29 protein-coding genes are annotated in these 23638 nt (G+C 38.1%); 11 read left to right on the top strand and 18 right to left on the bottom strand.

All coding sequences use genetic code 11. From position 1 onward, the window contains the following. Positions 1-25 precede the first annotated feature (25 nt). The 7 genes from EJK17_RS01885 to EJK17_RS01855 all read right to left on the bottom strand — a co-directional run bounded on the left by EJK17_RS01885 (position 26) and on the right by EJK17_RS01855 (position 5631). Complete coding sequence (locus tag EJK17_RS01885) at positions 26-1291, bottom strand: methionine gamma-lyase family protein (protein ID WP_103660598.1); 1266 nt, start codon at positions 1289-1291, stop codon at positions 26-28. Positions 1292-1427: 136 nt separating this feature from the next. Then, positions 1428-3362 carry a copper-translocating P-type ATPase gene (locus tag EJK17_RS01880; protein ID WP_103660599.1) on the bottom strand — a complete coding sequence of 645 codons (1935 nt, stop codon included), beginning with the start codon at positions 3360-3362 and terminating at the stop codon, positions 1428-1430. After that, positions 3362-3649 carry a cupredoxin domain-containing protein gene (locus EJK17_RS01875; protein WP_103660600.1) on the bottom strand — a complete coding sequence of 96 codons (288 nt, stop codon included), beginning with the start codon at positions 3647-3649 and terminating at the stop codon, positions 3362-3364. Before EJK17_RS01875 ends, EJK17_RS01880 begins: the two co-directional genes overlap by 1 nt. Continuing rightward, complete coding sequence (locus tag EJK17_RS01870; RefSeq protein ID WP_103660601.1) at positions 3649-4026, bottom strand: cupredoxin domain-containing protein; 378 nt, start codon at positions 4024-4026, stop codon at positions 3649-3651. The genes EJK17_RS01875 and EJK17_RS01870 overlap by 1 nt, the downstream gene beginning before the upstream one ends. A 5-nt stretch (positions 4027-4031) precedes the next feature. Beyond that, positions 4032-4478 (bottom strand): CopY/TcrY family copper transport repressor, encoded by a 447-nt coding sequence (locus tag EJK17_RS01865; RefSeq protein WP_103660602.1) that lies wholly within the window; start codon positions 4476-4478, stop codon positions 4032-4034. Positions 4479-4585: 107 nt separating this feature from the next. Beyond that, entirely contained in the window at positions 4586-5014 is a 429-nt protein-coding gene (locus EJK17_RS01860; RefSeq protein ID WP_103660603.1) for a hypothetical protein, read from the bottom strand. A gap of 200 nt (positions 5015-5214) precedes the next feature. After that, on the bottom strand, positions 5215-5631 hold the full coding sequence (locus EJK17_RS01855; protein ID WP_103660604.1) for a hypothetical protein: 417 nt from the start codon (positions 5629-5631) through the stop codon (positions 5215-5217). A 70-nt stretch (positions 5632-5701) separates the two neighbouring features. On the opposite strand from EJK17_RS01855, the gene EJK17_RS01850 reads away from it, so the two are divergent. The 6 genes from EJK17_RS01850 (at position 5702) to EJK17_RS11365 (ending at position 9234) form a co-directional block, all read left to right on the top strand. Further along, on the top strand, positions 5702-6544 hold the full coding sequence (locus EJK17_RS01850; RefSeq protein WP_127796151.1) for a hypothetical protein: 843 nt from the start codon (positions 5702-5704) through the stop codon (positions 6542-6544). Continuing rightward, positions 6531-7238 (top strand): hypothetical protein, encoded by a 708-nt coding sequence (locus EJK17_RS01845; protein ID WP_103660606.1) that lies wholly within the window; start codon positions 6531-6533, stop codon positions 7236-7238. Before EJK17_RS01850 ends, EJK17_RS01845 begins: the two co-directional genes overlap by 14 nt. Further along, positions 7231-7872: a hypothetical protein gene (locus tag EJK17_RS01840; RefSeq protein WP_103660607.1), complete on the top strand. Its 642-nt coding sequence runs from the start codon at positions 7231-7233 to the stop codon at positions 7870-7872. Before EJK17_RS01845 ends, EJK17_RS01840 begins: the two co-directional genes overlap by 8 nt. 14 nt (positions 7873-7886) lie before the next feature. After that, positions 7887-8546: an ABC transporter ATP-binding protein gene (locus EJK17_RS01835; protein ID WP_103660608.1), complete on the top strand. Its 660-nt coding sequence runs from the start codon at positions 7887-7889 to the stop codon at positions 8544-8546. After that, the gene (locus EJK17_RS01830; protein ID WP_103660609.1) at positions 8536-8994 is read left to right on the top strand and encodes a hypothetical protein; all 459 of its coding nucleotides are present in this window, start codon (positions 8536-8538) and stop codon (positions 8992-8994) included. The genes EJK17_RS01835 and EJK17_RS01830 overlap by 11 nt, the downstream gene beginning before the upstream one ends. A gap of 93 nt (positions 8995-9087) precedes the next feature. Then, positions 9088-9234: a hypothetical protein gene (locus EJK17_RS11365; protein ID WP_161494888.1), complete on the top strand. Its 147-nt coding sequence runs from the start codon at positions 9088-9090 to the stop codon at positions 9232-9234. An 88-nt stretch (positions 9235-9322) separates the two neighbouring features. Here EJK17_RS11365 and EJK17_RS01825 read toward each other — a convergent pair whose 3' ends face one another. Next, the gene (locus EJK17_RS01825) at positions 9323-10417 is read right to left on the bottom strand and encodes a hypothetical protein (RefSeq protein WP_103660610.1); all 1095 of its coding nucleotides are present in this window, start codon (positions 10415-10417) and stop codon (positions 9323-9325) included. Between the two features lie 174 nt (positions 10418-10591). Here EJK17_RS01825 and EJK17_RS01820 point away from each other — a divergent pair, with 174 nt between their 5' ends. Next, the gene (locus tag EJK17_RS01820) at positions 10592-10798 is read left to right on the top strand and encodes a hypothetical protein (protein WP_103660611.1); all 207 of its coding nucleotides are present in this window, start codon (positions 10592-10594) and stop codon (positions 10796-10798) included. Between the two features lie 76 nt (positions 10799-10874). On the opposite strand, the gene EJK17_RS01815 is transcribed toward EJK17_RS01820, so the two are convergent. From EJK17_RS01815 to EJK17_RS01790, 6 genes are all read right to left on the bottom strand, one after another. Then, positions 10875-11900 (bottom strand): helveticin J family class III bacteriocin, encoded by a 1026-nt coding sequence (locus tag EJK17_RS01815; protein ID WP_103660612.1) that lies wholly within the window; start codon positions 11898-11900, stop codon positions 10875-10877. A gap of 111 nt (positions 11901-12011) precedes the next feature. Then, positions 12012-12737: a DUF4097 family beta strand repeat-containing protein gene (locus EJK17_RS01810; RefSeq protein ID WP_103660613.1), complete on the bottom strand. Its 726-nt coding sequence runs from the start codon at positions 12735-12737 to the stop codon at positions 12012-12014. A gap of 9 nt (positions 12738-12746) precedes the next feature. After that, positions 12747-13115 carry a helix-turn-helix domain-containing protein gene (locus EJK17_RS01805; protein ID WP_103660614.1) on the bottom strand — a complete coding sequence of 123 codons (369 nt, stop codon included), beginning with the start codon at positions 13113-13115 and terminating at the stop codon, positions 12747-12749. 169 nt (positions 13116-13284) lie between these two features. Continuing rightward, complete coding sequence (locus EJK17_RS01800; protein WP_103660615.1) at positions 13285-13698, bottom strand: peptide deformylase; 414 nt, start codon at positions 13696-13698, stop codon at positions 13285-13287. 4 nt (positions 13699-13702) lie between these two features. After that, positions 13703-15013: an NCS2 family permease gene (locus EJK17_RS01795; protein WP_103660616.1), complete on the bottom strand. Its 1311-nt coding sequence runs from the start codon at positions 15011-15013 to the stop codon at positions 13703-13705. Positions 15014-15176: 163 nt separating this feature from the next. Next, complete coding sequence (locus EJK17_RS01790; protein ID WP_103660617.1) at positions 15177-16487, bottom strand: NCS2 family permease; 1311 nt, start codon at positions 16485-16487, stop codon at positions 15177-15179. A gap of 178 nt (positions 16488-16665) precedes the next feature. On the opposite strand from EJK17_RS01790, the gene EJK17_RS11715 reads away from it, so the two are divergent. From EJK17_RS11715 to EJK17_RS01780, 3 genes are all read left to right on the top strand, one after another. Further along, the gene (locus tag EJK17_RS11715; protein WP_236629277.1) at positions 16666-16806 is read left to right on the top strand and encodes a MerR family DNA-binding transcriptional regulator; all 141 of its coding nucleotides are present in this window, start codon (positions 16666-16668) and stop codon (positions 16804-16806) included. Then, positions 16807-17400 carry a MerR family DNA-binding protein gene (locus tag EJK17_RS01785; RefSeq protein WP_304466326.1) on the top strand — a complete coding sequence of 198 codons (594 nt, stop codon included), beginning with the start codon at positions 16807-16809 and terminating at the stop codon, positions 17398-17400. 99 nt (positions 17401-17499) lie between these two features. Continuing rightward, positions 17500-18699, top strand: coding sequence for an ATP-binding protein (locus tag EJK17_RS01780; protein ID WP_103660618.1), 1200 nt, complete (start codon positions 17500-17502; stop codon positions 18697-18699). A gap of 58 nt (positions 18700-18757) precedes the next feature. Here EJK17_RS01780 and EJK17_RS01775 read toward each other — a convergent pair whose 3' ends face one another. Beyond that, a complete protein-coding gene (locus EJK17_RS01775) occupies positions 18758-20065 on the bottom strand; it encodes an NCS2 family permease (RefSeq protein WP_103660619.1) in 1308 nt (435 codons plus the stop codon). A 233-nt stretch (positions 20066-20298) separates the two neighbouring features. Between EJK17_RS01775 and EJK17_RS01770 the strand changes: the two genes are divergently transcribed. After that, complete coding sequence (locus EJK17_RS01770; protein WP_103660620.1) at positions 20299-21162, top strand: GRP family sugar transporter; 864 nt, start codon at positions 20299-20301, stop codon at positions 21160-21162. Between the two features lie 48 nt (positions 21163-21210). Here EJK17_RS01770 and EJK17_RS01765 read toward each other — a convergent pair whose 3' ends face one another. From EJK17_RS01765 to EJK17_RS01755, 3 genes are all read right to left on the bottom strand, one after another. Then, entirely contained in the window at positions 21211-22434 is a 1224-nt protein-coding gene (locus EJK17_RS01765) for a CPBP family intramembrane glutamic endopeptidase (RefSeq protein ID WP_103660621.1), read from the bottom strand. 61 nt (positions 22435-22495) lie between these two features. Further along, entirely contained in the window at positions 22496-22846 is a 351-nt protein-coding gene (locus EJK17_RS01760; protein ID WP_103660622.1) for a hypothetical protein, read from the bottom strand. Positions 22847-22942: 96 nt separating this feature from the next. Beyond that, positions 22943-23629 (bottom strand): deoxynucleoside kinase, encoded by a 687-nt coding sequence (locus EJK17_RS01755; protein ID WP_103660623.1) that lies wholly within the window; start codon positions 23627-23629, stop codon positions 22943-22945. Between the last annotated feature and the right edge of the window lie 9 nt (positions 23630-23638).

The raw sequence follows: 23638 nt of genomic DNA, 5'->3' as shown, positions 1-23638 counted from the left end.
CCCTGTAGCCTTTTTTGACTAAAATTTATTTTTGATAAAAAGTTTCTTCCACAGCATGAGTGATGGCAATCTTGTCATGAGCGTATGATAAACCACCTTGAATGTAAAGCCGGTATGGTGGACGCAAAGGACCATCAGAAGATAATTCAATGGTTGAGCCTTCGGTGAAACTACCTGATGCCATGACCACGTCATCTTCGTAACCATCTTGGTGATAAGGAATAGGATCAACGAATGAGTTCATTGGTGAGTAGTGCTGGATAGCTGCACAGAACTTGACCATTGGATCAGCCTTGCCGAAGGTAACGGTTTGAACAATATCAGTTCGCGGATCATCCCATTTAGGTGCAACCTGCATGCCCATTTCTTCAAGTAAAGCAGCAGTGAAGATCATTCCTTTCAAGGCTTCACCAGTAGTATGAGGAGCCATGAAGAAGCCTTGGTAGATGTCCCGCAAGAAGCCCCAAGTTGGGCCTTCGCCTTTACCTGCACCAGGAACGTTCAAGCGTGAACCAGCACCTTCAATTAAGTCCTTGCGACCAACTAAGAAGGCCCCACCTTTAACAATTCCGGCCCCAGCATTCTTGAATAGGGAACCAGCCATCATGTCGGCACCGTAGAAGGTTGGTTCTTCACATTCGGAGAATTCACCGTAGCAGTTGTCGATGAAAATATTCACGTCTGGACGAACTTCCTTGATGAACTTAAGCATCTTCTTGATCTTGGCCATCGTGAAACTGGCACGTACGGCGTAACCAAGTGAACGTTGAATCGTTACGACCTTGATGGACTTGTCCTGCAAGTCTTTGCGCGCTTGTTCGTAATCCACTTCACCATTATCAAGTAATTCAGTAGCTTTGAAGTTAATGCCCCATTCCTTCATATTGCCGGGCTTGTTGCCAGCTAAGCCGATCACTTCTTGAATGGTGTCATAAGGCGTACCAGTCAAGTAGTAGAGCGTGTCGCCAGGGCGCAACATACTGAAGAGACCAACAGAAATTGCTTGAGTAGCAGAAGAAAATTGGTTTCTAACTAAAGCATCGTCAACTTTGAAGTAGTCGGCGTAGATTTGTTCAATCTTGTCACGACCAATATCATCATAGCCGTAACCAGTTGATGGTACTAAGTCTTCTTCACCAACGTGGTGCTTTCTGAATAATTCTAAGACGCGTTGTTGATTGTAGAAAACTTGCTCGTCAATTTCGTTTAAACGTGTAGCAATTTTTTGATCAACCTTGTCGACCTTTGCTTGTAGGTCGGCAGGTAGATCTTGTTTCCATGAAAAATCCATTTTTAACTCCCTCGTGTTTTTCTTGCACTGTTTCATGTGAAACGTGCTAAAAAATAAGTACAGCTAAAATTATAAGGAGATTACGTGAAGATACAAGGCTATTTATATGATTTAATAAAAAAAGCGTAGCTTCAAGCTACGCTTTTGATGTATCACCAGCAATTTTAGTCTTATTTAAAAGTAGAGAACTGGTTACCACAGACACAGATGAGAAGGCCATTGCTAAACCAGCTAATTCCGGACTCAGGGTCAAGCCCATCCCCATGAATAAGCCAGCGGCAATCGGAATCCCAATTGTGTTGTAGATCAAGGCCCAGAAGAGGTTCAACTTAATCCGGTTGAAAGTCTTCTTCGAAATATCCAGCGCTCTCACTACTCCGCGCAAGTCATTCTGCACTAAGACAATTCCACCAGAATCAATGGCAATATCGGTTCCTGAACCCATGGCAATTCCTACATCAGCGGTTGAAAGGGCAGGAGCATCGTTAATCCCATCCCCGACAAAGGCAACAGTGCGGCCTTGTTCTTGCAAGTTCTTAATCTGCTCCGCCTTTTCGGTTGGCAAAACGCCAGCAATTACTTGGTCAATGCCAACTTCTTGGGCAATAGCTTGAGCCACTTTTTCATTATCCCCAGTAAGCACAACCGTCTTCAGGACGCGGGATTTTAATTCAGAAATAGCTTGCTTGGAGCTCTTCTTTGGTACATCTTGAATAGCGATCAACCCGATAATCTGCTCGCCTAAGCCGACGTAAACCACGGTCTTAGCTTCATTTTGTAAAGCAGTTGCCTTATTAGCTAAGTCATCATCAATCTGAATATCAGTTAATAACTTGTCACTACCGACAAAGGCTGTTTGACCTTCATAAGTAGCGCGGACACCTTTACCTTCAATGGCAGCGAAGTTCTTAATCTTACTTGGAGCCAGTTTTAAGTCCTGAGCCTTCTTCATAATCGCTGTTGCCAAAGGGTGCTCAGAAGCTTCTTCTAGGCTAGCAGCGACAGTTAATACAGTTTGCTTATCTCCAACAACGTCAGTCACTTCAGGCTTACCAACGGTAATGGTACCAGTCTTGTCGAAGACAACAGTGTCGATCTTGCTGACTTCTTGTAAGACTTCACCGTTCTTAATCAAAACACCCATCTTAGCACTGCGAGCAGTTCCTACCATTAGGGCAGTTGGCGTAGCTAAACCTAAGGCACATGGACAAGCAATCACCACTACCGAAACAGCGAAGAGCATAGCTTCAACTGGCGTAGCGTTCAAGAAAGCATACCAGATTACGAAGGTTAAAATCGCAATGATTAAGACAGCAGGTACGAAGATATTAGAAATCTTATCCGTTAAATTCTGGATTGGCGCATGACTGGTTTGGGCCTTTTTTACTAAGTCCACAATCTGAGCCAGCATTGTGTCAGAGCCAACCTTAGTGGCCTTAAAGGTGATGGTTCCGTTACTATTAATCGTTGAACCAACAACGGTATCGCCGACTTGCTTAACTACGGGCATACTTTCACCAGTAACCATTGATTCGTCCAGAGTGCTTGTCCCATCAGTGATGACGCCATCAACTGGGATCTTTTCACCAGGCTTAACGCGGATCAAATCGCCGACTTTAACTTGGTCTAAAGGAACTTTGACAAACTTACCGTCCCGCATTACTTCAGCGTCTTTAGCTTGCAAACTCATTAATTTACCTAAGGCGTTAGAAGCATTGTTGTGCATTTTTTCTTCCATCGCATCCCCAAGTAAGACGAAGATGGTGACGAAAGCAGCACTTTCAAAGTAAACTGGCCGGCCAGTGAGCATGGCAAAGATGCTGTAGAAGTAGGCAACTGAAGTCCCAGCTGCTACTAAAGTATTCATGTTAGCGCCGTGCTTCTTGAAGGCCGCAATGGCACTCTTCCAATATGGCAAAGCTGAAATCGCCATAATAATCGTTGTGGTAATTAGGGCAATCCAGTTATAGCCAGGCATCATCCAGTGGAAGGGCATTGCTAGCATCTGAATGAGCATTGGAATCGCCAAGATAAAGGAGATCCAGAAGCGCTTAATATTTGAAAGCTTCATTATTCAACGACAACCTTTCCATGGAACATATCCATTGAGCAAGCGTAGGTATAAGTACCAGGCTTGTCAGTGGGGATGTTAATGACTACTTCTTTTTGACCATCTAACTTTTGGTCAAAGTTTAAATCTTTAGAAACTACTTCATTCATGCAGCCCATACTATCGGAAGGAATAAATTTTAATTGGGCCTCCTTACCTTGCTTGAAGGTTACAACTTCGGGCTTATAGCCATGATTCTTAGCGTTAACGACAACTTTTTTAGTTTGCTTCTTTGAAAAAATACTCATTATTTAACAACAACCTTTCCATGAAACATATCCATCCCGCAGGCGAAGTTGTAAGTGCCAGCCTTGTCAGTCGGAATATCAATGGTAGTAATCTTTTGCTTAGTTAAATCTTTATTGACCCCTAATTGCTCAAAGACCACGTGGGACAAGCACGCAGTGGAGTCGCGCATGTCGAAGTTGACTTGGGCAGGGATTCCTTTCTTCAAGACAACCGTGGCAGGGGAGTAACCACCGTTAACAACAATGGTGGCATTTTGTTCATCATTGACGATCGTGGAAGTTCCACTTTCTTCAGTGTGCTTACCGAAGAACCACCAAACGATGAAGGCAATTAAAGTTAAGCCAATAATAATAGTAAGAATCTGTCCAATACTCATCTGCATCACCTCATACACATTTTTTCTTCACCAGGAAGACAGTTGCACGGCACCATTGCTGGAGCTGTTTTTTGCTTCTTGGTAATTACCTTTGCCATTTTACTTAGATCCGCTTGGGAGATCGGGGAGTCAGCTAATAACTTAAGAATGACTTCACCTTTGTGCATGTCGCACATGCGATCCAGCAATTCTTGAGCGGCAGCAATCATCATTTCTGTTTGACTGACTGTTGCTGAATAAAGGAAGCGGCGCCCATCTTTGTGGGTTTGCAGGCAACCTTTTTGTACAAGCCGACGAATCAAAGTCTTGATGGTTGATTCGCTCCAAGCGTGTTTAGCTTGCAATTCTTCGATGATTTTAGTGGAGCTGGTTTGTTTTAAAGTCCAGACAATCCGCATGACATCCCATTCACTGTCTGAGATGTTCTTTTCAGGTGCAAGAGTTTTAGTCATGATTGACTCCTTTCGTTTACAATTGTAACTATATACTCTTAGTTTACATTTGTAAACATAATTGCTTAAAAAAAGCACGAATTTTTTGAATTCATGCTTGAGGGGAGTTATTTTCGCTTACTCGATAAATACAGCTGCATCTGGAGTAGGTCTCTGCTGCAAAGATCAATTAAGCAAATATCATCAAAGAAGAAGGTGTCTTCACGGTTAAATTGGTACTCATCCGCAATTTTTTGTGTGACAGTTTTCTCATCAACCTTAGTAATCACACCTAAGCTGCTGTCATCGCGATTGCGATCGTCAATTTCAATCAGGTTAGTTGAATGCTTCTTCCAGGTCAGAACTTGCTTGATGGTAGGGATGTTAGCTAAATCGCAGACATGGGCATCAAGTTGCCAGAGCTGCATCAGAGCATACGGATCAAGGATGCCAGCTTGCTGGTTGCGCTTAATCATAAAGGCATAGTAGTCCAGACTATCGCTTGCTTCACTAATGTGAGAAATCTGTTGGTAGTTTAACAGGCTAATGGCTGCCACTTGACCTACCTGGTTATAGACTTGGACCAGTAGGTTGTTTTGATTTTTACTTACGTAACTGTATGTTTTTAATTTACAGTTATAAATATATCTATGCTAAAAATAAAAAAAGAATTGAATCGTTATGATTCAATTCTTAAAAAATCAATTTCATTGTTTTTAATTCTTGCAAGAAATTATATCAGAATTTCAACTCAAAATTAATGATCTGCGTGCCAATAGCCCCAAGCTGATCCATTGCTGTAAGACCAAGCTTTGATGTAGGCGTTATTTCCTGTACCGTACCATTCCACTAATTTGTTGTATAGATTATAAGTGGTGTTTTGATGTACTTGAACACTGTGTCCTTCTGATACATCTACTTCTCCTGTTCTACCAGCTTTGTAGGAATGACCCCATGCAGCTGCAGTATACCAAGGTACAGTAACTGTATTAGATTTCATGTAGTAACCACTCTTTGTCCATTTTTGTTGTCTGTAGGTAGTGTCGTCTGGATTATACCATCTAAAACCAAAGTGAACGCGATCTGTATCTGCTGCATTTACGCTTTTAGAAGAAACAAGTCCACCCAAACCTAAGAATAAAAGTAATGTGGCAAATAAGATTTTCTTTTTCATAAAATACCTCCAAAAATATGATTGTTAAAGTTGAATATTCTGATATAATGATTAACCATAAATGAGATTGATGAGTAAATCAATAGCTAAAATAAAATTTTATGAAAAGGGATTAAAAATGTATTTTTTAAAAAGAATGAGTCAGCCTAAATATTATATTGGCTTGTGGGTTGGACTAATCATTGCAATTCTTCACTTTGGAGTTAAATTTTTTACTATAAAGCAGTATTTAAATGGCAATCAAATGTTATTTACTCCATATACACAATGGATTGGTTATCATACGGATTCATGGACAATACTTTTCTATTTAGTAATACCTATTATAAGTTGCTTAGGATTTAATCAAGCAATCTATGATGATTTGAAGACTGGGTTTATAACTCATTTAGTTAAGAAATTAGGCTTTGAGAAATATATTTTTATTAATTATTTCTACGTCTTTTTAAATGGCTTTTTTACAGTATTTTTGCCATTAATAATTAATTTTCTTTTATTCTTTTGCACTTTACCTAATATAATTCCTGACAGAATATTAAATAGTGACAATTTTATTTCACCTAGTGTGACATATTTTTTGGATATCTATTACAAGAATCCTGTCTCGGTAATACTGTTTTATTGCTTTCTTGCTGGAATCATAGGTGGCATATGCGCAATAACATCTGTCACCTTAATGGGCTTTATTAGAAATTATTTTACAGATTTTGCAGGGCCGTTTTTATTAACAGTAATTATGGATGTAATTGCAGCTGCTTTCCCATTTAATTTTGCAGCTCCAACCTTATTCATAATACCTATGAGCCCAGTTGTAGTACCTAGTTTTGGCTTTGTAGTTATAGGGATAATTTTGTTAATGCTAGTAGAGCTTATTTTGGTATATGTAGGTATTAAGAGAAATGTATTTATTTAAGTATTTAAAAGCTAAATGTACGGTTAAAGATGTTGTTAAATTAATAATTGTAGCTTTTTCTTTTTTGATAATTATAAGCTTGCTTTTTTATCAAAATAGCTCTTTGAGCTTTAGGAATAAAGATGCAATTGTTAATTTGACTACAACAGTTACTAGTATGCACAATCAATTATATTTTATCCTTCCAATGTTAACGATTGGTGACTTGCTTCTATTTAATCGTCCAACAAATATTGAATATTTCAGGATGATTAAGGGTAAAGATTTTAAAAAATATGTTACTGTCTCTACCTTATTACCAGTACTTATTTTGCTAATTTCTTATATTATTTGTGTCTTATTTTTTCTAAGTATTGGGAAGGAAATAATTAATCCTAAAAATGTAATCTTTGGAGTGTATTTACTAGGGTGTAATCTTTTAGGCAGCTTTATTTACCTGAGTGTAGTTAATATCATAGCGCTTTTATCTAATAAATTGATTGCATTGATTGGAATAGAAATAATACTTTTAATCGATTATTCGATTTTTAATATATTTAGGTTTTCAATCTTCTTGACTAATGGTATGAGTATTCCAGGAAATGAATACGGCTTCAATGTAGTAACTGATTTGTTAATATATTTAGCATATCTGATATTTATAGATATCTATTTATCATCTTTTAGCTTTAAGGATCAAATTAAATATGAATAATTTATTGTTGATAAAGCGTAATGCAACATTGTTTTTTCATGATATAAGATGGAGATTTGGGATTATTTATTTAAGTATGTTAATGCTGATTCTTTTACGCAAGTGGCAACAACTTTCAGTTATAAATATGCTTAATGGAGTAGTTCAAATTCCAGGGAATTTTCAATTTCCTTTAGAATGGTTTTTTCTAGTTATTTCTTCTTTTTTAATAATAGGAGGAGCACCGAGAAGACTGTTTTTAAAGGAATATCCAATGGTACATGAAGTGAGCTTAAAGCTGTATATTTCTTCAATAATGTTGTTAGCCGTTATCGTTGATACAGTTATAGTTATAACTTGGTATCTAATATCCGAAAACAGAGATAGCCTTTTCTTTATAACGGTATGGTTGGTACTTGGGACATTAACCACATTATTTATAAATATTCAGTTTTTTATTAATCCATTGTTTGATCTTCTATTTGTCATTGTTTTGTGTATACTTACAATTTCAATAAATAGTTTTCCATTTATATCGTTACTAATGTATTCACGTTGGCACAGCAATATTAGTTGGCCTCTTGGGCTTATTGTGATTGTAGTTGTTGATGTTGTACTCAGTATTTGTATTAAAAAAATAGACTTTGTAGCTTGAGGAGTAAAAGGTGTATGAATAAGAATATTATAGAAGTTGAGAACGTTACTAAACAATTTAAGAAAAAAAGTGTTTTGAATGGCATTAGCTTTTCTGTTCAAAGTAATAAAATATATGGTTTTAAAGGACCTAATGGTTCAGGAAAAACTGTTACTTTTAAGACCATCTTAGGTTTTGTTAAGCCATCTAGTGGGACCGTAAAAGTTAATGGAAAATATGTCAGAAAAGATGTTATGTTTGCTCCTAATACAAGTTTTGCAATTGCAGAGTATGGCTTATTAGAGGATAAAACAGGGATAGAAAACTTGCAGTTGCTAGACATTTTGAATAAGCATCATAAAGATCATCAAGAGCTTATGTCCTTACTAGAAAGAGTTGGATTAGATCCAAAAAATACTCAAAAATTGAAAGAGTATTCACTAGGGATGAAACAGCGTTTATTAATAGCTTCTGCTTTACTTAATGATGATAAAATCGTGATTTTGGATGAACCTACTAATGCTTTAGATGAAGATGGACAAATTTTTTTAATTGATTTAATTCAAGATTTAAAAAAAGAAGGCAAAACCATCTTGGTTTCAAGTCATGATAAAGAATTTTTAGAAAAAGTTGCAGATCATATTTTTGTTTTTAGTAATGGAAAAATTGTGAGAGAAGAAGATAATGAAGAATAAAAGTAAAATACTAATTGCAGTAGTTTTATGTATTATGATTATCTTAATGGTAGTAGCTAAAGTGAAAGTTAATAATACATATAAGGATTTCCAAGTAAAAACTAAAGATTTATCTTCCAACCAATATTCCTATGTTGATCATACTTTAAAGATTTCTCCGGAGAAATCTTTTGTTAAGGGTAAGATATATTATGCAAAGTTAAAGGTTGACTCTGAACGTAATACGTTGTTTCCATTGAATAAGTTAGTTTTATATCGTGGAAAAGAAAATCAACCAAGTAAATTTATTGATGTTCCTACAATCAATGGCAAAAAGACTACGAAATTGAAGAAGGGCAATAATACAGTTGTGATTTACACAGGGACTCCAACTAAACAAAATACCTTATATTTGGTTGAAAATCCTAAAGTAGGAAAATATATTAAATATCGTGTTAATTTTGAATAATTTTACAGAAAAATAAGAATGAGAAAGATACCAAACCTAAATTAAAATAATTTGCATGATATAGTGACGCTAGAATGTAAAGGAGTGGTAGTTATGACTTCATCAAGTATTGAAAATGTAGAAATTCATAAAGAAGTTAATTTGTATGAAACAGAATGGGGAGATTATGACTTTAAAAAGGCAGTTGCTAATGATCCTGAATTAAGAATGCCAGATTATCATATTGGACGAGAAGGATAAATGATGCAAAAGTACTTTTTTGATTCTAAAGTGCGTTAAAAAACCTGCTAAATTGATTAAAAGATTTAGCAGGTTTTTATATAGTCAATTATTTTCGCTTACTTGATAAATACAGCTGCATCTGAAGTAGATCTCTGCTGCAAAGATCTACTAAGCAAATGTCATCAAAGAAGAAGGTGTCTTCACGGTTGAACTGGTACTCATCCGCAATTTTTTGCGTGACAGTCTTCTCATCAACCTTAGTAATCATGCCTAAGCTACTGTCATCGCGATTGCGATCGTCAATTTCAATCAGGTTAGTTGAATGCTTCTTCCAGGTCAAAACTTGCTTGATGGTAGGGATGTTAGCTAAATCGCAGACATGGGCGTCAAGTTGCCAGAGCTGCATCAGGGCATATGGATCAAGGATACCAGCTTGCTGGTTGCGCTTGATCACAAAGGCGTAGTAGTCCAGACTGTCGCTTGCTTCACTAATGTGAGAAATTTGTTGGTAGTTTAACAAGCTAATGGCTGCCACTTGACCTACCTGGTTATAGACTTGGACCAGCAGGTTGTTTTGATTTTTACCTAAAATTTTCGCAGTTAAATAGTCGCCATAACGGTCATCACTAGCGAAATTGAAGTAAATTTCCACTAAGTTAAGGTCATTTTCGGGATGATCTTTTTCTTGGAGCCAAGCCGCAAATTGAAGATTGTCAGCACTATTCAGATCAAGAGCATCAATGTCAGTTAGCGGAATCGTTGTAGGGTATTGGTTGAGTTCGTAACCATTTTCTTCCTTTAATGCAACTTCCTGATTGTTGACGCTGGTGACTAGGCCGGTATAGGTGTAACCGTCAGCGGCATCTAGTGAAATAATTAGCTGCTCTTTGAGAGCATAAGCTAAGGCAGTTTCTAGATTAGTAAAACCTGCTTTCAATAAAGCAGCGTTTTGCGGTGATAAGTTGAAATTATCCTTTGACATGCCATGATCAATGATAAATTGGAAGAAGTCAATATTGTCTGAACTGCTTGTCTGAGTAGCGATTGCTTGATTATTAATTAAAATTAGTCCGCCTTCATTACCATCCTCATCAAGAGCGATCAAAGTCGTTAAGTTAGCTGATTTTGTAACTTGATAGCCGAGATAATAATTATCAGGGTCATCGTGTTTAAGGTGAATTTCTGTTAATTGTGCGTCCATGTAGAGAGGCCTCCTTTGTTGGCTAGTATTATCTTCACTATAGCATGGAATGGTGGGAATAAGGGTGTTTAACAAATTATATTAAGTTAAATAAAAGCAGAAAACATTTAAACATCCATGAAAAGTATGGAAATATGGCATAATTATTGTGGTAATTAGAGGGGATGAATTCATATGGCAACAATGCAAATTACAGTTTCAGATGATGAGAAGAAAAGAATTGACCAATTATTACAAGATAATAGTCTTCCAATTAGATCAAAAGACAATAAAAATTTTGATAAAAAAGCAATAATTACACCAACGATAAATGATAAAGGTGAATTAGTATTACCTGCCGATGTTCCGGAAGATGTAAGAGAATGGGTTGAAAATGGATAGCGTAGATTGCCGAGTACTTAAAAATACTAAAAAACGATCAAGCGAACTCTTAAAATAAGAGTCCCTGATCGTTTTTTTACTTCACAATATTCGCAACTTGATAAATGCGATTTTTAGTTACGCGGTGCGTGTAATTCCGCTCGTGGTAAGCCACCGTTACGCGCAGCTTGTTGCCATTTATTTCAATGCCCTCTAATTCAGTCGCCACATGCTTCCAGTGTCGCGTATTAACGTGGTAGTGACGCCACTTCTTATGATTAGTCTGATGCCACTTGATCTTAACAATCTCGCGGGGATAAGAACTATTGCGTCCTGTTGGAGTGTGCTCACGTGAAATATAAATGTTGCAGTGATTATCAATTGCGTATCCCTGGATGGAATTTAAATGCTTGCCAAAGAAATGGCGAATGTGAAAGGCAGACACGGGCTTGTGGTGCTTTAAGTTAATGCCCTTATATTTGCGATGACTCGCCTTGTCTAAGGCATGATTGATCGTCTTGAAGTGGTAGACGGCAAAGTGACCGTTGTTATGGGTATCAACCGTCGCAATTAAAAGCCATTTATAATCAGGCGAGATCGCTGCTTCAGAACGTTTAACGCGGCTGAACTTCTTTTGTGACATGTCGGTTGCGTAATTTAAATGAGTTAAGTGGGGGATCTTGCTTAAATGTACAATAGTCTTATGTCCTCTTTTAGGAAAACGGACCCGTGCCAGTTCAGTGTCCCAACTATATTCTTCACCGCGGAATTGAACGGGCCGGGCGCCTACCAGCCAGTGATCTTTACTAGTAGCGACTAAGGTCTGGGTATGCCCGAAGTTGCGCAAGACTAATTGATGATGCATAGAAAAGTGCGCTGTTCGGCGATGATGCGGCCGGCGTGCAGCACTAATAATTGTGTCTTCGTTGACTTCTTGTAAGGCATAGATGTGTTTGCCTTTAACCGTTGTCTTTTGCACTACTGTTGGGTAGAGGCTATGCAGGCGGAAAAGCAGACGAGCATTATTGCGACTTTTGGCTAAAGCCCTACTTGGACAAGTAGTTAGCAGCATTAAGCTGATGATAATTAATAGAAATGTGCTGTAATTGCGATATTTTTTCATTCATATTCCCCCAAAAGAATTGCCACTTACCTATGTTAAGCCATTGAGGGAAAAAGTAAATTATATTTTTAGAGAAAAATAAAAAAGACGGGAATTTTTCCGTCTTTTTGACTAATTCACTTCTACATCCCCGTCGTCACTATGTGCAATGAGAACATTCTTGCTGCGGCGATGGTGCTGGTAAGAGCCGCCAGCATCGTCATCATAATTATGACCACGACAAGTTACGTCGCCATCATCACTACTTAAATCAAAGCCGGTTGCGTTACTATTATTAATTGTAATGTCCCCATCATCGGAATCAGCCTTAAAGCCAGCCGTTGAGCGCAGACGATTAATTTGGAGATCGCCATCATCAGAACTGACAGAGCCCTTGTTCACTTGCAAGAAGTCAGCTGTAATATCCCCATCATCACTGCTGAGGTCTAATTTGTTGGCAGCGATTTTGCCATTGCTCGTAATATCGCCGTCGCTAGTGTCGATCGCAATTCGCTTTAGCTGCTGTCTAGGTAAATAAATCGTCAGTAAATTTTCTTGATTATCGTTGATAGTGATCAAAAAATGATGCTTTTCGCGGATGATCAATTTGCCATTTTTGACTTTAACTTGCGGTGTTAATTTTTTACCACCGTGGAAAACAACTTTGGAAGTGTCACTTGGCTTCAATTTGAAGTCTAGCAGACTGACATTGGCATCAATTTCATTGAAGTTTTGTTTCGTCAGCGTTCGGTAAATGGTTGGTCCGGCATTGGTGTGGGGATGGAGGCCCAAGCGACATCCCGTTAAAGTAAAGGTCAGTGTTAATAATAAGGTAATTAAGAGAATTCGTTTTTTCATTTTTAACTCCTAAGAAAAAGCTTCGATAATTTCAGAAATGGCATCGCTCAAAGTAGTAATGAGTAATGGGAACAAAATAATAATTAACCACCAATATTTGGCTAAAAAGTCCCAGAAGTTCAGATGAGCAGAAGCAGATTTTTCTAAAACTACTTTTTGCACATTTTTATCTTGTCCTAAGATTAACTTATCTAGTGAGATATTGAATAATTCAGTCATTGCGACTAGCCGATCAATGTCTGGTAGTGAGCCGCCTTTTTCCCATTTAGAAACAGATTGACGCGAAACATTCAATTTTTGGGCGAGATTATCTTGAGTTAGTTGGGCATCTTCACGGTAATTTTTGATGCGTTGACCAACTTTTTGGCCGTCGATCATTCATTTTCACTCCTCATTTGAAAATTTATATTTTTATCTTGGCTTTTTTCGGTAAAAATGTCGAGCAATTATTGGCAGAATCTTGTCAATTAGTATTTGCATCTTGTCAACTTAGGCTATTTGGGCATGAAAAAAGCATTAGATCAGCTAAAATATAATGCTTTTTTTGCTAGATCAAAATGCCATGACAGTGATCAATTTCATGTTGAATCACTTCTGCTGTAAAGTCAGTAAAAGTTTGTGTTTGCTTTTCAAAATTCAAATTATCATATTGAACGGTAATCTCACGATAGCGTTTGGCAGGGCGTTCACCGGTTAAGGATAAGCAACCTTCGCTGGCGGTGTACAAGCCACTTTTACTCGTAATTATGGGGTTAAGCATTACTACTGGTAATGGTCCCACGAAGAAAGCGATAATTTGCTTATCAACACCGATCATATTGGCAGCTAGGCCAGCAGCCCGGCCTTGATTAGCCATCAAGGTGTCACGCAAGTCTGTTGCGTTAGGCAAGTCAGCCTTAGTTGCTGCTTGTGATTTTTTACTTAAAAAGGTCACGTCATGAATAATATTTTTTGCGGTCATTTTTCTATAAATTCGTAATCAAGAAGAAGCCGATGAAGATGAAGAACAGAATGTACATCATCACTGAAACTTCTTTATAACGCTTGGTGGCAATCATGGTGATTGGGTAAGCGATCATTCCGAGAGACAAACCATCAGAGATGGAGTAAGTCAATGGCATGCCGACCACAATTAAGAAAGCAGGGAAGGCAATTTCAAACTTCTCCCAATTAATGTACTTCAAGTTGCTGGACATAAGAACCCCAACAATGATCAAAGCGGGAGCGGTGACAGTGGTTGGAATAACGGCTAACAATGGACTGAAGATCATACTAATCAAGAAGAAGATCCCAATGAAGATCGCAGTTAAACCTGTTCGACCACCCATGGCAATTCCGGCACTTGATTCAACTGAAGTTCCAAGAGGAGCAGTACCTAAAATAGCCCCTTCAATCATGGCAGTTGAGTCGGCAGCAAAGGCCCGACCGATCCGTGGAATCTTACCATTTTTATCAACTAAGCCAGCTTGTTGGGTCATCCCAATCAAAGTACCAGCAGTATCAAAGAAGGTAACTAACAAGAAGGTTAACACGACAATGAATAGTTGCGGTGTATTGATGTCAGTCACATGGAAGACTGCTTGACCAAAGGTTGGAGCAATTGATGGTGGAGTAGAAATGATGGAATGTGGCAATGGAATCTGACCGATGCAGATACCAAAGATGGCAGTTATGATCATTCCGATAAAGATTGAACCAGGTACGTTCATGGCCATCAAGATGACTGTTAAGACTAAACCGAAAAGAGTAATCCAAACGGCTGGTGATGAGAACTTACCTAAGGTTACCAGTGAAGAATCACTGTTTACGATTAACTTACCGTTTTGTAAACCGATAAAGGCAATGAACAAGCCAATTCCGGCTGAAATCGCAAACTTCAAATCTTGCGGAATCGCATCAACGACTAATTCTCGTAAGTGAAGGGCTGTGATTAACACAAATAAAATAGATGCTACTAACACTGCAGCTAAGGCAGTTTGCCAATTGATGTGCATGCCCACACAAACGTTGTAAGCAAAAAAGGCACCAGAGCCTAAGGTTGGAGCTAAGGCAATAGGATAGTTAGCAACAAAACCCATGATGAAACAGCCGATTGCAGTTGCAAGAGCTGTGACGGTGAAGGCAGCGCCGGCAGGGATGCCAGCGGCGTGCAAAATGTTAGGGTTAACAAATAGGATGTAGGAGAGAGAGACAAACGTAGTCAATGCGGCGACTAACTCACGTTTGACGCTGGTATGAGCATCCTGTAAATGAAAGACTTTATCTAATGTCTGCATCTAAAAATACCTCCGTATATTCACTTTTTAAGAAACTAATTGTATCTAGTTTAGCACAAGTTTCTTGCTCGTAAAGATATTTCCCGGGAAATATTAAAAAGCTAGCTTAGTCGATGAGGGCTAAACTAGCTTTTTGTGTAGCGATTTTTACGGAGAAAATTATTTATTTAAAGTTCAAAACAAAGAAGTAAATGACAAAGACCACAAACAGAATCCACATCATCGGTGTGACTTGCTTAATCTTCTTGGCAGCCAGCATGGAGATTGGGTAAACCACTAAGCCCCAGCCTAAACCATCTGAAATTGAGTAAGTTAACGGCATCCCCAATGCAATCAAGAAACAAGGAATGGCAATTTCAAGATCAGTCCAGTGCACATGAGCAAGGTTCTCAGCTATCAAAACTCCCACAATGATTAGAGCTGGTGCAGTAACTTCAGTTGTGAAGACACTTAAAATTGGTGAGAAGATCGTTGAAATAATGAAGAAAATCCCGACCCAGACGGCAGTTAAGCCAGTTCGCCCACCAACTGCGATACCGGCACTTGATTCAACAAAGGCGCCAACAGGAGAGGTTCCAAGCACAGAACCAACTAACATCCCTGAAGAATCAGCAGCTAAAGCTTGGCCAGCACGAGGCATCTTATTGTTTTTCATTAAGCCAGCTTGCTGGACTAAGCCGATTAAAGTTCCCGTGGTATCAAAGAAAGTGACTAAGAGGAAGGTAAAGACGACAACCCACATTTGAACAGTATTGATATCGCTCAAGTGGAAGACCGCTTGACCAAAGGTTGACGCGATACTTGGCACCGCCGAGATGATCCCCTTTGGCATTGAAATTTGCCCAATTGCGACGCCAAAAATAGCTGCGAGGATCATCCCAATAAAGATCGCACCCGGTACGCGGGCAATCATCAAGAAGATGGTAATGATTAAGCCAAAGATAGTAATCCAAACGGCCGGAGTATTTAAGGAGCCAATCGTTACAAGGGTGGAGTCACTGTTTTGAATTAAATGCCCGCCTTGCAAACCGATAAAGGCAATGAAGAGCCCAATCCCAGCTGAAATTGCATATTTAATATCGGCGGGAATGGCATCAATAATCATTTCTCGAATTTTAAAAACTGTTAAGATGATAAAGAGAATTGAAGCTACTAAAACTGCAGCCAAGGCTGTTTGCCATTTAACCTTCATTCCCAAAACTACGGTGTAAGTAAAGAAGGCGTTCAGGCCTAGGGTTGGCGCTGAAGCAATCGGATAGTTGGCAACTAGCCCCATGACGATACAGGTAAAGGCAGCTGACAGCGCCGTGACAGTGAAGAGGGCACCCTTATCCATGCCACTAGCACCTAGAACGTTCGGATTAACAAAAAGAATGTAAGACATGCTGACAAAGGTCGTTAATCCGGCTAATAATTCAGTTCTAAAGGATGTATTGTTCTCCTTTAGGTGGAAGAAATTGCTAAGTGAGTTCATTTTAACCTCCAGAATTTGTATAAGATGAACATTCACTTAGAATTATACCCAAATAGTTAATAATTACAATATAAAATTAGATTTTTGTTCGATTTTCTGTGATAATCTATTTTATTTCAGAAAAATCTTGACCTTAACCTAAGGCAAAACCGTATATTCAATTTAGGAGGTGAAGGCAATGTCACAGAAATATTCGATTGGTGACGTCGCGAAGAAATTAAACATGACTACCCGAGCAATTCGCTTCTATGATCAAAAAGATTTGGTCAAGCCAGAATTTGTTGGTGAAAATGGCTATCGCTATTATGGCGAGCAGTAGATTCAAAAGTTAGAGTTAATTAATTATTTGAAACAGTTAGGCTTTTCAATTAAACAAATTAAGCAATTGCTTAATGATCATAACGGCTCAGAATCATTATTGTTACTTTTCAAACAACAGCTCACAGAAAATGAAATCCAAATTGCTGCTTTTGAGGAGCAACAACAAGAATTAAAAAGTCTAACGAAAACAATTGCGACGCACAGAATTGCTGCCGATGAGTTAACTGACATTGCAAAAATCATGAACAAAGAAAGTAGACTAACTAGTTTAAGAAGAAAAATGTGGTTGTTTGGCTTTTCAATTCTTTTGATTGAAGTAGTGGGAATTGTTAGTGCATATCAGTTTAAACAGAATAATTTTTTGTCTGCAATGTGGCTAAGTATAGCGATGATGTTGGTCTTAGTCTTAGGTTTAACTGCAACTTTGACCAAGTACTACTATGATCAAGTTGAACATCTTTGTCCTAATTGTGGCAATAAGTTTGTTCCTAATTTAACTACATTTATCTTTTCCGCTCATACACCTAAATTCAGAAGATTAGTTTGTCCAAACTGTCATCAAAAGTCATATTGCTTAGAAATTGCACGCTAATATTTCCCTGGTAATGGAGTATCTTATCGATTATAGTCGATAAGATACTCTATTTTTTGTGGTTTTATCGATTATAATCGATATAAATGAGGTGATTAAATGATAAAGCGGACTGTATATTTAAATCGAATTAGTCCATTTATTGATAAGGATATTATCAAAGTAATTACAGGTATTCGGCGTAGTGGTAAATCTGTTTTATTGCAGCAAATTCAATCCGAATTGATAAAGCGCGGTAAAAGTAAAGATAATTTTATTTACATCAACTTTGAAGAGCTGCAATATGAATCATTATTGGACTATCAAGCACTTAATGAAGAATTAGTTCAGCGTATCAAACAGATTAACGGTAAAGCTTATTTGTTTTTAGATGAAATTCAAAAAGTTATTTCCTGGGAAAAGGCAATTAATTCCTTACGTGCAAGTTACGCTTGTGATATCTATCTTACCGGTTCAAATTCTCAGCTCTTATCAGGTGAGTTAGCTACTGAAATTGCTGGGCGTTATGTTGAAATCAAGGTTTATCCCTTTTCTTTTGAAGAATTCTTAGAAGCGATTAATTCTGATCGTCAAAATTTGGACCATGATTTTTTAACTTATGTAGAAATAGGTGGAATGCCATTTCTTTCATTAATTTATCAAGACCAACAAGCTTGTGATACCTATTTGCAAGATATTTATAGCTCTGTCGTGCTAAAAGATATCGTTGATCGCTATAGTATTCGCATTGTCGATTTATTGCGCCGAGTTATCAGTTATTTGAGTAGGGAAATCGGTCATCCTATTTCAGCGACAGGAATAGGTAAATTCCTTAAGAATGAACATCGTGGTAGCTCGATCGATACGATTCTTGATTATATTTCTTATACTTGTGATGCTTACTTATTCACTCGTGTGCCACGGACTCATTTACAAGGTAAACAAAATTTAAAGGTAAATGATAAATACTACATTACTGATCATGGCTTGCGGCAAACAGTATTAGGCAGCAATCAACAGAATATTGATCAGGTACTAGAGAACATCGTTTTTGTTGAATTATTAAGAAGAAGGTATCAGGTTTCAGTTGGTCTTAACGATAAGAAAGAAATCGACTTTATCGCGCAAAAAGGCAATGATAAACGATATTATCAAGTGACTTATATGCTGGGCGGTCAGCAGACAATTGAGCGTGAATTTGGCGCTTATGCTGGAATTGTCGATAACTATCCTAAATACGTACTTTCAATGGATAAATTCGATATGAGTCGTAATGGCATCATTCATCAAAATTTGATTGATTTTTTATTGGAAAAGTAAAAAAAGACTAGCGAATCAACTTGAACATTGATTGCTAGTCTTTTTAGATTAATGATCTTTAGAAATTCAATACCCATAAGAAGATGAGGAAGACAAAGAACAACACCCACATCATCGGTGTAACTTCTTTGCCGCGCTTAGCAGCCACCATACAGATTGGGTAAGTGATCATACCCCAGGATAAACCATCAGAAATTGAGTAAGTTAATGGCATTCCTAAAATAATCAAGAATGAAGGTACCGCAATTTCTAACTTATCCCAGTGAATATGAGCAGTGTTCTGTGCCATCAAGACCCCAACGATGATCAAGGCAGGGGCAGTCACTTGGACCGTGAATACACCTAGCAAAGGACTGAAAATCATGGAAATCAAGAAGAAGATGGCAACAAAGACTGCAGTTAAACCGGTCCGACCACCAACGGCAATTCCGGCACTTGATTCAACGAAGGCCCCAACTGGTGAAGTACCAAGGACTGAACCAACTGCCATGGCGCTAGAGTCAGCTGCTAAAGCTTTCCCAACCCGGGGCATCTTGTTGTTCTTCATGAAACCGGCTTGTTGGGCTAAGCCAATTAAAGTACCGGCAGTATCGAAGAAGGTTACCAATAAGAAGGTTAAAACGACGATCCACATTTGAACAGTGTTGATATCTTTTACGTGGAAGATAGCTTGACCAAAGGTTGGTGCTAAGCTTGGAGCCGTAGAAATCACTTTATGTGGTAAAGCAATTTGACCGGTGCAGATGCCGAAGATTGCAGCTAAAACCATCCCGATGAAGATGGCACCAGGAACTTTTAAGATCATTAAGATGACAGTTACTAATAAGCCAAAGATAGTGATCCAAACCAGCGGATCATGAAGTGAACCTAAACCAACTAAGGTTGACTTGTTAGCAACAATTAACTTCCCATTTTGTAAACCTAAGAAGGCGATGAACAAGCCAATCCCAGAAGAAATAGCAAACTTCAAGTCAGATGGGATTGAGTCGATGATCTTTTCTCTTAACTTAAATAAGGTAATTAAGATAAAGATAATGGAAGCAACAAAAACGCTGGCTAAAGCCGTTTGCCACTTCACATGCATGCCGACACAGACGGTGTAGGCAAAGAAAGCGTTAATCCCTAAGGCTGGGGCTTCACCAATGGGGTAGTTAGCAACAATCCCCATAATGGCGGTCCCAAGAGCGGCAGCTAGAGCAGTTGCGGTGAAGACGGCACCGGTATTCATGCCACTAGCTCCCAAAACGCTAGGGTTAACAAATAAGATATATGACATACTAATGAAGGTAGTGAGACCAGCAATAAATTCTGTCTTGACGCTAGTCTTGTACTTTTCTAATTGAAAGTAACGCTTAATAAAATTCATTTTTCCTCTCCAAAGTAAATGTTCGTGTTTTTATTTGTCAAAGACAACTATTTAACTCTAGCATGCTTTACAAGATTTGTAAACACGAATTATGTACTTGGATATGCAATTAAAAGTGTACTTATTTTTTTAAAAGAGCAAGCACCAAAAAGACAAAAAAGTTGACCGCAAGGCGATGAAAGCGCTAGAATGTTTAAATACTTACTTTAAATATGCAAGAATAGGGAGAAAAAATGAATATTGTTTATATGTTAATTCCAGCTTTGGCGTGGGGAATTTTGCCATTAGCTGTCGCAAAGATTAATGGGAAGCCGATTAATCAAATTATCGGAACCACCGTCGGAACCTTAATTGTGGCGATTATTGCCTTGCCATTTATTAAGTTAAACGTTGATGCTAAGACTTTCTGGTTAGCTGCGTTGGCTGGAGCTTTCTGGGTTATTGGTCAACTTGGTCAGTACACCGGTTATGCCAAGGTCGGTGTTTCTGAAACGATGCCGATTTCCACTGGTTTGCAGTTGATCGGGACTTCTTTAGTTGGGGTAGTAATCTTTGGTGAATGGGCTACGACTAGTGCGAAAATCTGGGGCTTCATCGGAATTGCGCTTTTGATTATCGGCGCGATTTTAACCTCAGTTTCTGACACTGGAACTAGTGAAGGTAGTGAAAGTAACCAAATGGGGACGATCATCATGTTGATCTGTACCACTCTTGGTTTTATTGTTTATAACGCCATTCCTAAGGCCTTATCTGCTTCAGGTGCAGCCATCTTCTTCCCTGAATCAGTCGGAATGGTCGCTGCAGTCTTACTTTACTTACTCTTCACCAAGCAAGGTAAGGAATTGAAGGAAAAGAGCAGCTGGCAAAGTTTGTTAGCTGGGTTCATTTTCTCCATTGCGGCTTTGGGCTACATCATGTCAGTTAAGGACAATGGAGTTAACACCGCCTTTGTTGTTTCGCAATTATCAGTTGTGATTTCAACCTTAGGTGGGATGTTGTTCTTGCATGAAGAAAAAAGCAAGAAGGGTTACATTTTCACCTTATGTGGTTTGGTATTGATCCTAGCTGGAGCAATGCTTACGACTATTATGCATTAATAGAAATTTAGATATAGAAAAAAGCCATCGCGACGCGATGGCTTTTTGTTAATCTTCAATTTGCGGCTGAATTAGTTGATCTGCATTGTCTAGCATGGTTTGCTTACGTTTGCCAAAGAACATGAAGATGGTAAAGAGAATTGGGATTAGGGCCAGGAAGATCGCCTCAACGAAACCATCATAGTAGATAGAGAGCGGACTAAGTGCAGCATGAGCAAGCGGAGTTGTACTAAAAGCAATGTAATCAAAGAAGGTGTGGAGCAGTACGTTAAGCCAGAGTTGGCCAGTATATAAGTACGTAACTGCCCAGAGACAGCCAACTCCAAAGACGACTATGACTTGCTGAATAACACTAATTAAATCCCGACTTGGATCAAATAGAAGATTAAAGTGTAATAGTGCGAAGATCAAACTACTAATAAAAACAGAGAGTGAGAGGCGATACTTGGTATTCTTGAAGATTACTAGCAACATAATAATGTTAAGGACACGCATTCCCTCTTCAAGGATCCCCGCATAAAGTGACCTAAATACATTACTAAAATTAAATTCAAAAAATGTAAAAGCAGTCGGATCAAAGTTATGGCCCCAATCCCAGAATGCTTCAGCGTAAGAGTGTGCATTACCAAAGAATTGCTCGAAAAAGGCCAACCAAATATTGAATAAAATAATCAGGATTAAAATGAGAAAACTAAAATATGGATTTTTAAGTTTTCTTAGGCTCATTTTTTGATCAAGGATAATTTGGAAGACTAAAAAACTAGCAACGGCACTTGCGACATGATAGTCATTAATGGCCTTGATAATTGGGGAAAGTTTAGAAAAAGTGTCATAATAACCCAAAGTTACGGTTTCAACGAAGAGAAAAAGGACACTAATCATCTTACCTAGCGGTGAAATTACTTGTTTAAACACTGTCTCTGCAATCGGGATGAAGAGCACGCAGATTAGTAACATATAAATAGCAGCGTACAGATTATGCTGACTGAAATTATCAGACCAAGTATCGAAAATTCCACTTAAAAAGTACAGGAAGATCATCGGCAGGGTAATGATACTAGCCCATCTTACACTAAAGCTGATGTACTTATTTTTCGTCCAGATGAAGTTAAGAAGAAAAAGCAATAAAACAATGCCAGTGAAAATGATATCAGTGTATTTAGTGACAGGCTCGGCATCGACTGCAGGATCAAGCCAAAAGATAAAGTAAATGCCAATTGCAATATTGACTAACAGTTGCAAGTGGTAGATGTTTTTCCAATATTTTTTCATAATTACCTTTTCGCAAAGCATAATATATTAAAAGGTTGAGAAAACCGTCTCAACCTTGTTATTAGTGCTTTTTAGTTCCTTTTTTATGTTTAGTTTTTTTATGATGATCAGGTCCAGGTCCAGGACCAGGACTTTTGTAACCAGGATTTTCAAACTTTCCCCATTGTCCTCCATTTCCTAATGGGGCACCCCAAGATAAGGATGGGTATGCTGGATTTTCAAAAAATTTAGACTCTGAAAGATTATATTTATTAAAGAACAATGATCTATTGTCTAATTTAAGTGTAGTGGTAGAATCATCGATATTAGATGCTTGATCAGCAGCATAGGCGTCTTGTGAAAATTCACAAAATGTGCTGATACTGAGCAAACCAACCAAGGATAACATAAATAATTTAGATTTTATTTTCATTATCTTTTCCTTCTATCTTAATTTTTAACAATAATATCATTTTTACTTTCTTAATACAACACTAAATAAAAAAAGTTTCTAAATTTTAGAAACTTTTTAAGCTTCAATTTGAATGTCAGTTGACTTATCCCAATCTTCAGGTAATTTGCCAACTTCTTTTAACTTGGCCACAATTTGATCAAGCACAATTTGTCGATCCTCTTCACTAGCCATGAAGTCGTATTTATCACCATCAATTTCCATCTTTGGTGAATAATCATACTTCTCATACCATGGTTTGTAGTAGCGCAACAAGCGCTTGTAATAGTCTTCCAAGGTAGCATCATAACTCAATTGTTCATAAGGACGACCACGCTTCTTAATGCGGCGAATCATCGTGTCATAGGAGACATTGATATGAACTAACAAGTCAGGATTCTTCTTTGGCATCCGCTCCAGTTCGGCCATCATATTGTGCAAGAGTTCATAGTAAGTATCGACTTCTTCTTTAGTAGCTCGGCCAATATCAGCGTTCATTTGGAAGAAGAGCGCATCTTCATAGATGGAACGATCAAGGACGTTATTATCTTCAGACAAGGCCGCCTTAATACTGTGAAAACGCGTATTTAAGAAATAAACCTGCAGTAAGAAGGCATATTTTTTAGGATCAGCGTAGAAGAGGGGCAAGACAGGATTGTCGTCCACACTTTCATAGAAAGGCTTGGTACCTAAATAATCTGATAAAATACTGGTTAAACTGGATTTACCGGCTCCAATGGGCCCGCTTAATACAATAACTGTCATCACGTTCCT

It is taken from the genome of Lactobacillus xujianguonis (assembly GCF_004009905.1).
Classification (GTDB): Bacteria; Bacillota; Bacilli; order Lactobacillales; family Lactobacillaceae; genus Lactobacillus; species Lactobacillus xujianguonis.
Note: the sequence above shows the minus strand (reverse complement) of the source record. Positions and strands in the feature narration are given on the sequence as shown.

Bases quoted from the DNA above. Each gene is read 5' to 3' on its own strand.
- EJK17_RS01770 (WP_103660620.1), top strand. From the start codon at position 20,299: ATGAATATTGTTTATATGTTAATTCCAGCTTTGGCGTGGGGAATTTTG.
- EJK17_RS01845 (WP_103660606.1), top strand. From the start codon at position 6,531: ATGTATTTATTTAAGTATTTAAAAGCTAAATGTACGGTTAAAGATGTT.
- EJK17_RS01780 (WP_103660618.1), top strand. From the start codon at position 17,500: ATGATAAAGCGGACTGTATATTTAAATCGAATTAGTCCATTTATTGAT.
- EJK17_RS01850 (WP_127796151.1), top strand. From the start codon at position 5,702: ATGAGTAAATCAATAGCTAAAATAAAATTTTATGAAAAGGGATTAAAA.
- EJK17_RS01830 (WP_103660609.1), top strand. From the start codon at position 8,536: ATGAAGAATAAAAGTAAAATACTAATTGCAGTAGTTTTATGTATTATG.
- EJK17_RS01795 (WP_103660616.1), bottom strand. From the start codon at position 15,013: ATGCAGACATTAGATAAAGTCTTTCATTTACAGGATGCTCATACCAGC.
- EJK17_RS01870 (WP_103660601.1), bottom strand. From the start codon at position 4,026: ATGAGTATTGGACAGATTCTTACTATTATTATTGGCTTAACTTTAATT.
- EJK17_RS01865 (WP_103660602.1), bottom strand. From the start codon at position 4,478: ATGACTAAAACTCTTGCACCTGAAAAGAACATCTCAGACAGTGAATGG.
- EJK17_RS01835 (WP_103660608.1), top strand. From the start codon at position 7,887: ATGAATAAGAATATTATAGAAGTTGAGAACGTTACTAAACAATTTAAG.
- EJK17_RS01855 (WP_103660604.1), bottom strand. From the start codon at position 5,631: ATGAAAAAGAAAATCTTATTTGCCACATTACTTTTATTCTTAGGTTTG.
- EJK17_RS01755 (WP_103660623.1), bottom strand. From the start codon at position 23,629: ATGACAGTTATTGTATTAAGCGGGCCCATTGGAGCCGGTAAATCCAGT.
- EJK17_RS01810 (WP_103660613.1), bottom strand. From the start codon at position 12,737: ATGAAAAAACGAATTCTCTTAATTACCTTATTATTAACACTGACCTTT.
- EJK17_RS01775 (WP_103660619.1), bottom strand. From the start codon at position 20,065: ATGAATTTTATTAAGCGTTACTTTCAATTAGAAAAGTACAAGACTAGC.
- EJK17_RS01875 (WP_103660600.1), bottom strand. From the start codon at position 3,649: ATGAGTATTTTTTCAAAGAAGCAAACTAAAAAAGTTGTCGTTAACGCT.
- EJK17_RS01825 (WP_103660610.1), bottom strand. From the start codon at position 10,417: ATGGACGCACAATTAACAGAAATTCACCTTAAACACGATGACCCTGAT.
- EJK17_RS01815 (WP_103660612.1), bottom strand. From the start codon at position 11,900: ATGAAAAAATATCGCAATTACAGCACATTTCTATTAATTATCATCAGC.
- EJK17_RS01800 (WP_103660615.1), bottom strand. From the start codon at position 13,698: ATGACCGCAAAAAATATTATTCATGACGTGACCTTTTTAAGTAAAAAA.
- EJK17_RS11365 (WP_161494888.1), top strand. From the start codon at position 9,088: ATGACTTCATCAAGTATTGAAAATGTAGAAATTCATAAAGAAGTTAAT.
- EJK17_RS01790 (WP_103660617.1), bottom strand. From the start codon at position 16,487: ATGAACTCACTTAGCAATTTCTTCCACCTAAAGGAGAACAATACATCC.
- EJK17_RS01760 (WP_103660622.1), bottom strand. From the start codon at position 22,846: ATGAAAATAAAATCTAAATTATTTATGTTATCCTTGGTTGGTTTGCTC.
- EJK17_RS01885 (WP_103660598.1), bottom strand. From the start codon at position 1,291: ATGGATTTTTCATGGAAACAAGATCTACCTGCCGACCTACAAGCAAAG.
- EJK17_RS01840 (WP_103660607.1), top strand. From the start codon at position 7,231: ATGAATAATTTATTGTTGATAAAGCGTAATGCAACATTGTTTTTTCAT.
- EJK17_RS01765 (WP_103660621.1), bottom strand. From the start codon at position 22,434: ATGAAAAAATATTGGAAAAACATCTACCACTTGCAACTGTTAGTCAAT.
- EJK17_RS01805 (WP_103660614.1), bottom strand. From the start codon at position 13,115: ATGATCGACGGCCAAAAAGTTGGTCAACGCATCAAAAATTACCGTGAA.
- EJK17_RS01880 (WP_103660599.1), bottom strand. From the start codon at position 3,362: ATGAAGCTTTCAAATATTAAGCGCTTCTGGATCTCCTTTATCTTGGCG.
- EJK17_RS11715 (WP_236629277.1), top strand. From the start codon at position 16,666: ATGTCACAGAAATATTCGATTGGTGACGTCGCGAAGAAATTAAACATG.
- EJK17_RS01820 (WP_103660611.1), top strand. From the start codon at position 10,592: ATGGCAACAATGCAAATTACAGTTTCAGATGATGAGAAGAAAAGAATT.